Annotated in this window: 9 protein-coding genes, 2 tRNA genes and 1 pseudogene; 7 read left to right on the top strand and 5 right to left on the bottom strand. The window is 73.2% G+C overall.

The genetic code is table 11. The features are described 5' to 3' along the window. A pseudogene (locus Y09_RS13000) lies at nucleotides 1-216 on the bottom strand (superoxide dismutase); the annotation flags it as partial. Between the two features lie 164 nt (nucleotides 217-380). Here Y09_RS13000 and Y09_RS12995 point away from each other — a divergent pair. The 4 genes from Y09_RS12995 (at nucleotide 381) to Y09_RS12980 (ending at nucleotide 6,389) form a co-directional block, all read left to right on the top strand. After that, complete coding sequence (locus Y09_RS12995; protein ID WP_053918103.1) at nucleotides 381-5,060, top strand: ATP-dependent helicase; 4,680 nt, start codon at nucleotides 381-383, stop codon at nucleotides 5,058-5,060. After that, a complete protein-coding gene (locus Y09_RS12990) occupies nucleotides 5,060-5,971 on the top strand; it encodes a DNA-formamidopyrimidine glycosylase family protein (protein ID WP_053918102.1) in 912 nt (303 codons plus the stop codon). Before Y09_RS12995 ends, Y09_RS12990 begins: the two co-directional genes overlap by 1 nt. Nucleotides 5,972-6,030: 59 nt before the next feature. Then, a tRNA-Arg gene (locus tag Y09_RS12985) sits at nucleotides 6,031-6,103 on the top strand. Nucleotides 6,104-6,137: 34 nt separating this feature from the next. Further along, a complete protein-coding gene (locus Y09_RS12980; RefSeq protein ID WP_053918101.1) occupies nucleotides 6,138-6,389 on the top strand; it encodes a hypothetical protein in 252 nt (83 codons plus the stop codon). Nucleotides 6,390-6,645: 256 nt separating this feature from the next. Here Y09_RS12980 and Y09_RS18125 read toward each other — a convergent pair whose 3' ends face one another. Both Y09_RS18125 and Y09_RS12970 read right to left on the bottom strand, forming a co-directional pair. Further along, a complete protein-coding gene (locus Y09_RS18125; protein WP_010549697.1) occupies nucleotides 6,646-7,245 on the bottom strand; it encodes an OsmC family protein in 600 nt (199 codons plus the stop codon). Between the two features lie 91 nt (nucleotides 7,246-7,336). After that, nucleotides 7,337-7,885 (bottom strand): acyl-CoA thioesterase, encoded by a 549-nt coding sequence (locus tag Y09_RS12970; protein ID WP_053918100.1) that lies wholly within the window; start codon nucleotides 7,883-7,885, stop codon nucleotides 7,337-7,339. Between the two features lie 139 nt (nucleotides 7,886-8,024). Between Y09_RS12970 and orn the strand changes: the two genes are divergently transcribed. Then, a complete protein-coding gene (gene orn / locus Y09_RS12965) occupies nucleotides 8,025-9,926 on the top strand; it encodes an oligoribonuclease (RefSeq protein WP_082358835.1) in 1,902 nt (633 codons plus the stop codon). A 101-nt stretch (nucleotides 9,927-10,027) separates the two neighbouring features. On the opposite strand, the gene Y09_RS12960 is transcribed toward orn, so the two are convergent. Next, nucleotides 10,028-10,378, bottom strand: coding sequence for a thiamine-binding protein (locus tag Y09_RS12960; RefSeq protein ID WP_053918099.1), 351 nt, complete (start codon nucleotides 10,376-10,378; stop codon nucleotides 10,028-10,030). A 164-nt stretch (nucleotides 10,379-10,542) separates the two neighbouring features. Between Y09_RS12960 and Y09_RS12955 the strand changes: the two genes are divergently transcribed. Continuing rightward, nucleotides 10,543-10,618 (top strand) — tRNA-His (locus Y09_RS12955). A 44-nt stretch (nucleotides 10,619-10,662) separates the two neighbouring features. On the opposite strand, the gene Y09_RS17580 is transcribed toward Y09_RS12955, so the two are convergent. Continuing rightward, the gene (locus Y09_RS17580) at nucleotides 10,663-10,836 is read right to left on the bottom strand and encodes a hypothetical protein (protein WP_159419661.1); all 174 of its coding nucleotides are present in this window, start codon (nucleotides 10,834-10,836) and stop codon (nucleotides 10,663-10,665) included. Nucleotides 10,837-11,352: 516 nt separating this feature from the next. Here Y09_RS17580 and Y09_RS12950 point away from each other — a divergent pair. Next, complete coding sequence (locus Y09_RS12950; protein WP_053918098.1) at nucleotides 11,353-12,156, top strand: GTP pyrophosphokinase family protein; 804 nt, start codon at nucleotides 11,353-11,355, stop codon at nucleotides 12,154-12,156.

Genomic DNA, 12,156 nt, shown 5'->3' with positions numbered 1-12,156 from the left:
ACCGCCCAGGTTGAACGCCAGATCCTTCGAGAACTGGTTCACCGTGGAGAAGTCCCCGGCCTCACGCGCCGCGGCGAGCTTCTCCAGCGCCGTGTTAGCGCCCTTGACGTAGGTCGCGTGGTGCTTGGAGTGGTGCAGCTCCATGATCTTCCCCGAGATCGAGGGATCCAGCGCGCCGTAGTCGTAATCGAGATCGGGAAGCGTGTACTCCGCCATATGGATCATCCCTTCGTCAGTTCTGCGCGGGACCAGCCGGTGCGGACCCCGCCGTGTGATCCATCCTGCCACGATGCGCTGGGCAGGGGCAGGGGGCGGCCGGGAAACGGTCCCCCGGTCGGCCGGCGGGCCCGGGTGTCGGGGCGGCAGTCCACAATGGTGCGATGGCCACGCCCCGTCCGCGCCTGCCCTCCTCCTTCTCCCCTGCCACGACGGCGTGGTTCGAGGAGTCCTTCGAGGCGCCCACCCCGGCGCAGGCCGCGGCGTGGGAGGCGATCGCGCAGGGGCAGGACACCCTCGTGGTCGCGCCGACCGGATCGGGCAAGACCCTCGCGGCCTTCCTCAGCGCGATCGACCGACTGGCCGGTTCTCCGACACCGTCGTCTGCCGCGACGAGCGTTCTGTACATCTCGCCGCTGAAGGCGCTCGGCGTCGACGTCGAGCGGAACCTGACCTCGCCGCTCGTGGGCACCGCGCGCACGGCCGAGCGACTCGGCCTGCCTCGGCGCCGGCTGAGCGTGGGCGTGCGCACCGGGGACACCCCGCCGGCGGAGCGCCGCCGGCTCGCGACCCATCCGCCGGACATCCTCATCACCACCCCCGAGTCGCTGTTCCTGATGCTCACCTCGCAGGCGCGGGAGACGCTGCGCGGCGTGGACACGGTGATCCTCGACGAGGTCCATGCCGTGGCCGGCACGAAGCGGGGCGTGCACCTGGCGCTGTCCCTGGCGCGGCTCGACGCAATGCTCCCCGCCCCGGCACAGCGGATCGGACTGTCGGCGACGGTGGAGCCGGTCGAGGAGGTCGCCGCCTTCCTCACCGGCTCTGCGCGAGGACGGGACGCGGTGGTGGTGCGTCCGCCGTCGACCAAGCGCTGGGACATGCGGATCACGCTGCCGGTCGCGGACCTGCAGGCGATCGAGCCGCCCGCCGATGCGGTCGACGACGAGGACGTCTCGGGGACGATCTGGCCGCATGTCGAGCGGGCGGTGCTGGAGGAGGTCCTCGCCCATCGCTCCACGATCGTGTTCACGAACTCCCGCAGCCAGGCCGAGCGCCTCACCGGGAAGCTGAACCGGCTCCACGCGAGGCGGGTCACGACGGAGGCGGCCGCAGGGCCCGACGGGGAGGCGGAGGAGATCGTCGAGGTCGAGGACATCGCCCGCGCCCACCACGGCTCGATGTCCAAGGAGGTCCGGGCCGGGATCGAGGACCAGCTGAAGTCGGGGACGCTGCGCTGCGTGGTGGCGACCAGCTCGCTCGAGCTCGGCATCGACATGGGTGCGGTGGACCTGGTGCTGCAGGTCGCGGCGCCGATGTCGGTCTCGAGCCTGCTGCAGCGCGTGGGCCGGGCCGGGCACGACGTCGGCGCGGTCTCCGAGGGGTCGCTGCACCCGCTGCATGCGGTGGACGTGCTGCGCTCCGCGGTCGCGGTGCAGGAGGCGGTTTCCGGGCGGATCGAGCCGCTGACGGTGCCGCGCAACGCCCTGGACGTCCTCGCCCAGCACACCGTCTCCGCCGCCGCGATGGAGGACCTGCAGGTCGACGCCTGGTACGACCTGGTCCGCTCGGCGCACCCCTTTCGGGCGCTGCCCCGCTCCGCCTTCGACCAGACCATCGACCTGCTCGCCGGGCGCTATCCCTCCACCGACTTCTCCGAGCTGCGGCCGCGGCTCGTCCACGATCGCGAGGCCGGCACGCTCACCGCCCGGCCCGGCGCGCAGCGTCTCGCGGTCACCAGCGGCGGCACCATCCCCGACCGGGGCCTGTACCCCGTGCACCTGGTCGCCGCCGAGGGCGATTCCCAGCCACGGCGCGTGGGCGAGCTCGACGAGGAGATGGTCTACGAGTCCCGACGCGGGGACGTGATCACGCTGGGGACCAGCAGCTGGCGCATCGAGGAGATCACCGCCTCCCGCGTCACGGTCTCCCCCGCCTTCGGGCTCACCGGGCGGATCCCGTTCTGGCACGGCGACGGGGACGGGCGGCCCGCGAGCCTCGGCCGGGCGATCTCCGCCGCGCAGTCCGGGCTCGCCGCCCTCCCCCGCTCCGAGGCCGACGAACGCCTCACGGGGCTCGGCCTCGATGACAACGCGCGCACCGTCCTGCTCGACCTGCTCGACGAGCAGCAGCAGGTCACCGGCGCCGTGCCGGGACCGGACCAGCTCGTCGTCGAGCGCTTCCTCGACGAGCTCGGGGACTGGCGCGTGGTGCTGCACTGCGCGGCCGGGCAGCGGATCACGGGGCCGTGGGCCCTCGCCGTCGGCGCCCGGGTCGAGGAGCGCTACGGGCTGGACGGCCAGGTGATGGCCGGGGACGACGGGATCGTGCTGCGCATCCCGCACGGCGAGCAGCCGCCCGGGGCGGACCTGTTCGTGTTCACGCCCGAGGAGATCGAGGAGGAGGTGCGCCGTCTCGTCGGCTCCTCCGCCCTGTTCGCCGCCCGGTTCCGGGAGTGCGCGGCCCGGGCGCTGCTGCTGCCGCGCCGTGACCCGAACCAGCGGGCGCCGCTGTGGCAGCAGCGTCAGCGCGCCGCGCACCTGCTCGAGGTGGCCAGGCCGCATCCGGACTTCCCGATCATGCTCGAGGCGGCGCGGGAGTGCCTGCAGGACGTCTACGACCTGCCGGCCCTGGTCGAGCTGATGGGGCAGGTCAGGCGGCGTCGCCTGCAGGTTCGCGAGGTCGAGACGCCCTCGCCTTCTCCCTTCGCGCGCTCGCTGCTGTTCGGCTACATGGCGCAGTTCCTCTACGACACCGATGCGCCGCTGGCCGAGCGCCGCACCGCCGCGCTCGCGCTGGACCAGTCGCTGCTGGCCGAGCTGCTGGGCACGGTGAGCCTGCGCGAGCTGCTGGATGCCGAGGTGATCGCCGAGGTCGAGCAGCGCCTGCAGGGCCTGACCGAGGAGCGGGCGCTGCGCGGGCCCGAGCAGATCGCGGACGCACTGCGCCGCCTGGGCCCGCTCACCCCCGCGCAGCTCGCCGCACGTGCCGCGGACGGTCTCGACCTCGACGCGGCCCGCGCCGAGCTCGAGCAGTCCCGCCGCGTGCTCACGGTGCGGATCGCCGGGGCGGAGCATCTCGCGGCGATCGAGGACGCCGGCCTGCTGCGCGATGCGCTCGGCACGGCGCTGCCGCCGGGGATCCCCGAGGTGCACCTGGCCGCGGTGGACCGGGCGGTCCCCCAGCTGCTCTCCCGCTGGGCGCGCGGCCGCGGCCCCTTCCTCGCCGACGCACCGGTGCAGGCCTTCGGTCTCGCCCCGGGCGTGGCGCGCGCCGCACTCGAGCAGCTCACCGCCGAGCGGGTCCTGTCCCAGGGCGAGTTCACGCCCGGCCGCGAGGGCGAGGAGTGGGTCGAGGTCGAGGTGCTGCGCCGCATCCGCCGCGCGAGCCTCGCCGCCTCGAGGCGCGAGATCGCGCCGGTCGCGGGGCCCGTCTACGCGCGCTTCCTCGGCCAGTGGCAGCACCTGGTGGGGCGCCGCGCCGGCGGCCGACGGGAGCGCGGCACCTGGACCGGGCAGGACGGTCTGCTCTCGGTCGTGGATCAGCTCGCCGGGGTGTCGCTGCCGCTGTCGGCCTGGGAGTCCCAGGTGCTGCCGGCGAGGCTGCCGGAGGTGACGCCCGCCCTGCTGGATGCCGCCTTCGCGAGCGGGGAGCTGGTGTGGACGGGGCACGGCCGCCTCGGCGCCGACGACGGCTGGATCCGCCTCCACCTCGCCGACGCCCTCCCCCTGGGGCTCGACGCCGACGCGCTCGAGGCGGCCGCCGACGCCCTTCCGGACGGCTCCCTCGCGGCGCGGATCCTCGCCCTGCTGCGCACCACCCCGGGCGCGCTGCGGCACGGGGAGATCCTGACCGCGCTGGCCGACGACGGGGAGGCGGCGCGGCCGCAGGACCTGCACGAGGGGCTGTGGGACCTCGCCTTCACGGGCCTGGTCACCAACGACTCCTTCGAGGCGCTGCGCTCCTACGGCCGCGGGCCGGCCAAGGCGCCGTCGGCCCGCACCCCGACACGCTCGCGCAGCCTGGGACGTCGGGGCGCGGCGCGGCTCTCCGCGGCGATGATGCGCCAGGGCGCGTCCAGCCCCTCCGAGCTCGTGACCGGGCCCGTCGGCGCGGGACGCTGGTCCGCAGTGCGGGTCGAACCGGTCGATCCCGCCGCCCGTGCCGCGGCGCTCGCGACGCTGCTGCTGGACCGCCACGGCGTGGTCACGCGCGGGGCGATGGACGTCGAGGACGTCCCCGGCGGGTTCGCCGCGGTGTACCGGGTGCTCTCCGCCCTCGAGGAGAACGGCAGCTGCCGCCGCGGCTACTTCGTCGACGGGCTCGGGGCCTCCCAGTTCGCGCCCGCCGAGGCGGTGGACCTGCTGCGCGACCGGGACCGGGAGGCCGAGGCCGGACGCGACGTCGAGGGGCCCGACGGCGCCGGGGCCGGCCCGTCGGCCGAGGCGGTCGCCGTCGCGCTCGCCGCGACCGATCCGGCGAACCCCTACGGCGCGGCGCTCCCCTGGCCGGCCCTGTCGATCACGCCGCCCGAGGGGGTCACCGCGCGGCCCGCCCGCCGCGCCGGTGCGCTCGTGCTGCTGCGGGACGGGCACGTCCAGGCCTATGTCGACAAGGGCGGCAAGCACCTGCTGTGGTGGGCGGAGGAGGAGGCGACGCCCGAGGCCGCCGCCCAGCTCGTCCGCGCGATCGCCGAGGACTCCCGCCTGCCGCAGCTGCGGATCGAGCGGATCGACGGGCACGGGATCGACACCGAGCCGGTCGCGGCGATCACGGCCGCACTCGCGGAGGCCGGCTGCTACCGCTCACCGCGCTCGCTGCGACTGCGGGCGGGTGATCGCTGATGCCCGAGGGCGACACCGTCGCGCGTCAGTGCCGGATCCTCCACGACGCGCTCGCCGGCGCCGTGCTCACCGTCTGCGACCTCCGGGTCCCGCGCGCGGCGACCGCGGACCTCGTCGGCTGGAGAGTCCACGAGGTGCGCCCGCGGGGCAAGCACCTGTTGATCCGGCTCGTCCCGCCAGTGCCCGGTGCGCCGCCGATGACCCTGCACAGCCATCTGATGATGGACGGGATCTGGCACGTGGACGGCAGGGCCCTGCGCTCGAGCGACACCAGCGCCGGGCCTCGAGACCCGTCCACGATCCGCATCGCGCTCGAGGCCCGGCACGAGGACGGGCGTGAGATGCGGGCGATCGCCTACGACGTGAAGCAGGTGAAGCTCCTGCGCACGGCCGACGAGGAGCAGCTGCTGGGCAGCCTCGGCCCGGACCTGCTCGATCCCGCCTGGGACGAGGACCCTTTCCTGCGCGAGAGAGCGCTTGCGAACCTCGCTGCCGAGCCGGAGCGACCGATCGGCCTCGCGATGCTGGACCAGCACATCATGGCCGGGATCGGGAACATCTACCGCAGCGAGCTGTGCTTCCTGCGCCGGCTCCACCCCGCCGCTCCCGTCTCCGCGGAGAAGGACCCCGGCGCGCTCGTCGACCTCGCCCATCGCCTGCTCGAGCTGAACCGGGACCGGGAGGTGCGGGTGACCACCGGCGGGATGCTCGGCCGGGACGGGGACCTGTGGGTCTACGGCCGCGGCGGGAAGCAGTGCCGCCGCTGCCGCACCCGCATCCAGCGCGACGAGCTCGCCGAACCGCGGCTCGAGGGCACCGAGGCACGGGTGCTGTGGTTCTGCCCCCGCTGCCAGGCCGGACCCGGCGCGCCGGCCCCGTCGGCGGCCCCGCGGCGTGGCCGACGTCGCTGAGACGGACTGCGTTCCTGGCCGTGGCGGCGCCGCAGCGTCGGTAGACTCGTGCGCCGTCAGCCTCCATAGCTCAATGGATAGAGCAACGGCCTTCTAATCCGTAGGTTGCAGGTTCGAGTCCTGCTGGGGGCGCTCATAGCCCCGCACCGCCTTCGAGAGGCCGCCGATGATCCTCAAGGTGCTGAGCTTCGGCGCGATCGCGCTGCTGCTCCTCCTGCGACTCGCCCGCACCCCCTTCGGCGCGCGCCTGCTGGGCGTGCCGCTGAAGGTGCTGCACATCGTCTATCTCGCCGCGCTCGGGGTCGCCGGCATGCTCGCGATCCCGTACGAGCAGTGGGTCCTGCTGGCTGTCGTGGTGGTCCTGCTGGTGATCAGCCTGGTGGAGGAGGTCAGGCGGCGCTCCGCGGCACTGGAGTGACCCCGCCTCCCCTGGCGGAGCGTGCCGCGGAGCCGCGGCCTCGAGGCAGGGCGCGCCCGTGCCGTCGAGCCGACCGACGGACGCGGGAGGGGTGTGGGCATGTCCCGCACCGGCAGGATCTACGTCGTCCAGGCCGAGGCGGCGCGCGCGGAGATGCTCCGTTCCCGACCGGATCCGGCTGCTGTCCGTCGCGCCGGATATCCCCCTCCGCGACACCGATCCGGCACTGCGGGCCGGGCGCCCGACGCGGTCGAGGTCAGCCGGCGGCGACCTCGACGCGGGTGGTGACGGGCGTCGGGTTCTGGAAGAGGTCCAGGACGGGGCAGTGGGCGTCGACGGCCGCGCGGAGCTCCTCGTAGCGCTCGGCGCTCTCCGGTCCGGTGAGGCGGACGCGCAGGCGCACGTCCCCGAACCCGGCCCGCACGGACTCGTCCTTGCCGAAGAGCCGCGCCGCGTCGAGGTCTCCCTCCGCGGTGACGTCGATGTCGTCGACCTGGATGCCGAGCGCGTGCGCGTAGAGCCGGTAGACCACGACCTGGCAGGAGATCAGGGCGCCGAGCGCGACCTCGACGGGGCTCGCGGCGAGATCGTCGCCCGCGAGGGCGGCGGGCTCGTCCACGGCGAACTCGTGGCGGCCGGCGCGGAGCGTGCTCGCGACGGCGCCGACGCCCTGGCCGGTGACGGTGTAGGTGAGCTGTGCGGAGTCTCGGCGGGCGTCGATGCGCTCGCCCCAGGCGGTGCCCGCCGCATCGAGGCGGTCGGCGCGGGCGGCGGCGCTGTCGGCGAGGTCGGCGGCGGAGACGGAGGTCGCGGTGGTGAGGGAGACGGTGTCGGTGGTGGTGTCGGAGAGTGTCATGGCGCCACCGTAGGGACGGGCCGAGCGCTCGTCACGCCCTCCTGTCACAGGCCGTCATCCGTGCAGTCCGCCGCGTCGGGCCGACGAGAGCTCAGCGGCCGCGGCACCGCTCCCCCAGTGACCGGCTGTGCGCGGAGGACTCGCGGTTCCAGGTCTCCACCCAGTCCGGCAGCATGAGGTCCGCGGGCGACTGCCCGACCAGGTCCAGCACCTCCTGCACGTCGACCGACCCGCCGGAGCTGCGCAGGAAGCGGGCGCGGACGATCGCGTCGGCGATGACGGTGTCGCCGCGGCGGAACACCTGCTCCATGTAGATCCAGCGCTCGTCGTACCCGATCACGCGGGTGGCGAGCTCGAACCTCTGCCCGAGGGTGAGAGAGCGGCGGTAGGTGATGGTCTGCCCGGCGACCACCGGGTACCAGCCGGCGTCGGTGATCCGCTTCCAGAAGCCGGAGCGGAGCATGAGGTCCATGCGGCCGAGGTCCATGATCGAGAGGTACCGGCCGTTGTTCATGTGGCGCTGCACGTCGAGGTCGGCCGGGTTCACGCGGAAGCTCGCACGAGAGGTGTCCCAGATGCCGAGCGGGGACTTCGCGCGCACTCGCAGCAGGAACAGCAGCAGGCGGAGGTACATGTTCATGGCGGATCCCTCCCGGGGCTCTCGTCGGCTCGTCGTCGACACCAGATGACCTCAGGGTAACTACCCGGGGACGGCGCGCTCGTCCCCACCCCTCCCCGGAGGCCGCCCGGGGCATCGGGCCTCGCGCTACTGTTGTCCGGTGACCTCCAGCTCCACTCGTGCCATCAACGACCGCATCATCTGGGTCGACTGCGAGATGACCGGGCTCGACAAGCAGCGTGATGCGCTGGTCGAGATCGCCGTCCTCGTGACCGACGCCGATCTGAACATCCTCGGGGACGGCGTGGACGTCGTGATCAGGCCCCCGGCCGAGGCGCTGCAGGGCATGGATCCCTTCGTGGTGAACATGCACACCGTCTCCGGACTGCTCGAGGAGCTCGACGGCGGCATGACCCTCGCCGAGGCGGAGGCGCAGTGCCTCGCCTACGTCAAGGAGCACTGCCCCGAGCCGGGCAAGGCACCGCTGGCGGGCAACAGCGTCGGCACCGACCGCGTGTTCCTGGACCGCGACGTGCCCGAGTTCGCCGCCTGGCTCTCCTATCGCACCATCGACGTCTCGAGCCTGAAGGAGCTGGCCAAGCGCTGGTTCCCGCGGGTGTACTACAACATCCCCGCCAAGCACGGCGGCCACCGCGCCCTCGCCGACATCCGCGAGTCGATCCAGGAGCTGAAGTATTACCGCGAGGTGCTGCTGGCCTCCGAGCCCGGCCCCACCACCGCACAGGCCCAGGATGCCGCGCGTCGCTTCGAGCTGCGCGAGGACGCCGAGACCGCTCCGGCCCTGCCCGCGCCCGCTCCGCACGTGCCCTGGCTGGACCGCGCCTCGCACCGCAGCTGGCTCGAGGGCGAGGCCGACGAGCTGCTCGTCTTCGGCTCCGAGTCGGTGCGGGAGGACGGCGGCTTCGCCTGGCTGGACGAGACCGGCGCCCCGGACCTCGCCCGCCCCTCCGAGCTGTGGATCACCTGCCGGATGACGCACGCCTTCGCGCTCGGCCACCTGCTGGGCCGCCCGGACTTCGGCCGCTTCGCCGACCACGGCATCGCCTCGCTGCGCGGCGTCTTCCACGACGACGAGCACGGCGGCTGGTTCGCCTCGGTCGCCGATGGCCGCACCGTGGACGACTCCAAGCAGGCCTACGCCCACGCCTTCGTGGTCCTCGCCGCCTCCTCCGCGACCGCCGCCGGCCGGCCCGGTGCGAAGCAGCTGCTGGACGAGGCGCTCGCTGTGCTCGATGAGAAGTTCTTCGACGAGCGCTCCGGGATGAGCGTGGACACCTTCGACCGCAGCTTCTCCGAGTGCGAGGAATACCGCGGGATCAACGCGAACATGCACACGGTCGAGGCGCTGCTGGCCGCGGCCGACGTGACCGGGCAGCGGCGCTGGCTGGACCGTGCCGTCGGCATCGCGACCCGGGCGATCGACGAGTTCGCGCGCGCCAACGACTGGGCGCTGCCGGAGCACTTCGATGTCGACTGGACCCCGCTGCTGGACTACAACAAGGACCAGCCCGCCCACCCCTTCCGCCCCTACGGCGCCACGATCGGGCACTGGATCGAGTGGGCGCGCCTGGTGCTCCAGGCCCGCGCGGCGCTGATCACGCTGGACGGCGAGGCGCCCGCGTGGATGCTCGAGGCCGCGACCGCGCTGATGGAGAAGTCCGCCGCGGCCTTCGGGGCCGACGGGAAGCCCGGCTGGGTCTACACCGTGGACTGGGACGGCGCGCCCGTCTCCTCCGAGCGGATGCACTGGGTGGCGGCGGAGGCCGTCGCCGCGGCCGCCGTGATGCACCGGGTGACCGGGGACCGCGTCTGGGCCGAGCGCTACGAGCAGTGGTGGGAGTACATCTCCACCTATCTGCTCGATCCCGAGGAGGGCTCGTGGTTCCACGAGCTCGATGCCGACAACGAGCCGCAGGGCCTGACCTGGCCGGGCAAGCCCGACATCTACCACGCGCTGCAGTGCGTGCTGATCCCGCGCCTGCCCCTCGCCCCGGCGCTGTCGGCAGCGCTGCGCGACGGGCTGCTGGACAGCGACCTCTGAGCAGGTGTCCCCGCCCGTGACATGACGACGCCGCCGGTGCTGCACCGGCGGCGTCGTCATGTCCGGGGCGGCTCGGGCCGCGCTGATGAAGGACTCGGGGTTCAGCTCCGCTCGAGCCGCTCGACGGCGGCCTCCATGCGCTCGACCTTCCCGTCGAGCTCGCCGTCGTGGCCGGGGCGGATGTCGGCCTTGAGCACGAGCGAGACGCGCGAGCCGTAGCGGCCCGCCTCCTCGGTCGCGCGCCGCACGACCTCCATGACCTCTCCCCACTCCCCCTCGATCTCGGTGAACATCGAGGAGGTGCGGGTGGGCAGGCCGGAGTCGCGCACGACCCGCACCGCGGCGGCGACGGCGTCGTGCACGCTCGCGGCGTCGGCCCCTTCCTCGAGGTCGCGGGCGAGGGCCGGGTCGGAGGGCGTGCCGGTGGGCTGGACGGAGAAGGCGACGATCATGGGGTCAGTGTCTCCCCGCCGACCGCGACTGGACAACGTGGGCCCAGCACGAGCCCGGAGGCCGATGCAATGCGTCTCACACCGCTGGCACCCGCTCACGTGAGGAAACCACCCCGAGGAGCAGGTATGCTTAACTCTCGTTGCAGGCCGTCAGGTCGCACATGGTGGGCGTAGCTCAGTTGGTAGAGCACCGCGTTGTGGTCGCGGTGGTCGCGGGTTCAAGTCCCGTCGTCCACCCCATGTGAAGTCTCGGGACATCGTTCGCAGATGCCTCGGGACATCGTTCACGAAGCAGGGCCCCGGTTTTCTCCGGGGCCCTGCTTCTTTGGCTGGTAGCCGCGGGTGTGGTCGATGGTGAACTCGGCGAGGACGGTGCCGGAGCCGAGGACGTCGTCGTGGTCGATGAGTAGTCGGACGGGTCGTCCTTCGTGGGCGCGGCCGATGCCGAGATGGCGCATCGTTCCGGGGTGACGGAGGGAGACTTTGCCGTCCTGATCGACGCGGTCGGCGCGGATCGTGTACCCGCCAGGCTTCGAGTGCGGGGCGGGGTGGGCTTTCGATGTCGCGGCGTAGGCCTCTGCTGGGGTGCGGCGCTTCGACCGTCCCGCCGGTGGGCGCGGTCGTGGCGCCGAAGCCGTTCATCGACCCGGCCAAGGACCAGCCGAAGGCCGATGTCGCGGCGCTCGCCGGGGAGGCCGCCGCCGGCGGCTGATGCGCTCGAGGCCGCGCCGGCGCCGGGCCTGATCGCCCCGCACGTGTTCACCTTCAACTCCCTGGTGGAGACCGCCGCGTGGTGGCGGGAGCGGGAGCGGCGAGCCTGAGCCCGGAGCCTGACGGGCGCCGGCTCGTCGGCTCGGACGCCGGCCCGGCCCCCGGGGCCTGTCGCGTCCGTCGGCGGTGCGCGTCCACATCACACCCAGGGCTCCCTGGCAGGATTGGCTCTCCGCACCCGCATCCGCGAGGAGAGTCGACGCATGGACGCAGCACCGTCACCGCAGGACCCCGCCGAGCGCAGGGTCCGCGAGCTGGTCACCGCGCGCGCCGAGGGCCGCATGCCCACCCCGGCGGAGCAGGAGGAGATCACCGCGGGGCTGCGGCAGGTGTACGAGGAGTTCATCGCGCTGCGGATGCACTACCAGTTCGGCATCGACGAGGTGCTGACGAAGGTGGAGGTCCTCCGCAAGGAGTTCGAGCAGATGCACGACTACTCCCCCATCGAGCACGTGCGCACGCGGCTGAAGTCGGTGGAGTCCCTGATGGAGAAGGCGCTGCGCACCGAGGGCGAGATGACGGTGCGCGCGATCCGCGAGCGGATCCACGACATCGCCGGCATCCGCATCACCACCAGCTTCGTCGCGGACGCCTACTGGATCGCGGACATCCTCGCCGCCCAGGGCGATCTCGAGGTGCTCACGGTCAAGGACTACATCGCCTCCCCGAAGCCCAACGGCTACCGCTCCCTGCACCTGATCGTGCAGGTGCCGGTCTATCTCTCCACCCATGTGGAGCAGGTGCCCGTCGAGCTGCAGATCCGCACGATCGCGATGGACTTCTGGGCCAGCACCGAGCACAAGCTCTCCTACAAGTACGAGAAGAACCTCCCGCCCGCGCTGCAGGCCGAGCTCGACGACGCGGCCCGGGTCGCGGACGAGCTCGACCAGCGGATGGAGCGGCTGCGCAGCGAGATCCGCCCGCAGGCCGCGCCCGGCGGAGGCAGCGGCCTGTTCCCCGGCAGGCCCGGGCCTGCCGCGCCGCCGACGGGCAGCACGGCAGGCTGA

The organism is Brachybacterium sp. SW0106-09 (genome assembly GCF_001293905.1).
Taxonomy (GTDB): Bacteria; Actinomycetota; Actinomycetes; order Actinomycetales; family Dermabacteraceae; genus Brachybacterium; species Brachybacterium conglomeratum.
Note: the sequence above shows the minus strand (reverse complement) of the source record. Positions and strands in the feature narration are given on the sequence as shown.

Excerpts from the sequence above, each read along its gene's own strand:
- Y09_RS12970 (WP_053918100.1), bottom strand. The coding sequence starts at position 7,885 with ATGAACATGTACCTCCGCCTGCTGCTGTTCCTGCTGCGAGTGCGCGCG.
- Y09_RS17580 (WP_159419661.1), bottom strand. The coding sequence starts at position 10,836 with ATGCGCCATCTCGGCATCGGCCGCGCCCACGAAGGACGACCCGTCCGA.
- Y09_RS18125 (WP_010549697.1), bottom strand. The coding sequence starts at position 7,245 with ATGACACTCTCCGACACCACCACCGACACCGTCTCCCTCACCACCGCG.
- Y09_RS12980 (WP_053918101.1), top strand. The coding sequence starts at position 6,138 with ATGATCCTCAAGGTGCTGAGCTTCGGCGCGATCGCGCTGCTGCTCCTC.
- Y09_RS12960 (WP_053918099.1), bottom strand. The coding sequence starts at position 10,378 with ATGATCGTCGCCTTCTCCGTCCAGCCCACCGGCACGCCCTCCGACCCG.
- Y09_RS12995 (WP_053918103.1), top strand. The coding sequence starts at position 381 with ATGGCCACGCCCCGTCCGCGCCTGCCCTCCTCCTTCTCCCCTGCCACG.
- Y09_RS12950 (WP_053918098.1), top strand. The coding sequence starts at position 11,353 with ATGGACGCAGCACCGTCACCGCAGGACCCCGCCGAGCGCAGGGTCCGC.
- Y09_RS12990 (WP_053918102.1), top strand. The coding sequence starts at position 5,060 with ATGCCCGAGGGCGACACCGTCGCGCGTCAGTGCCGGATCCTCCACGAC.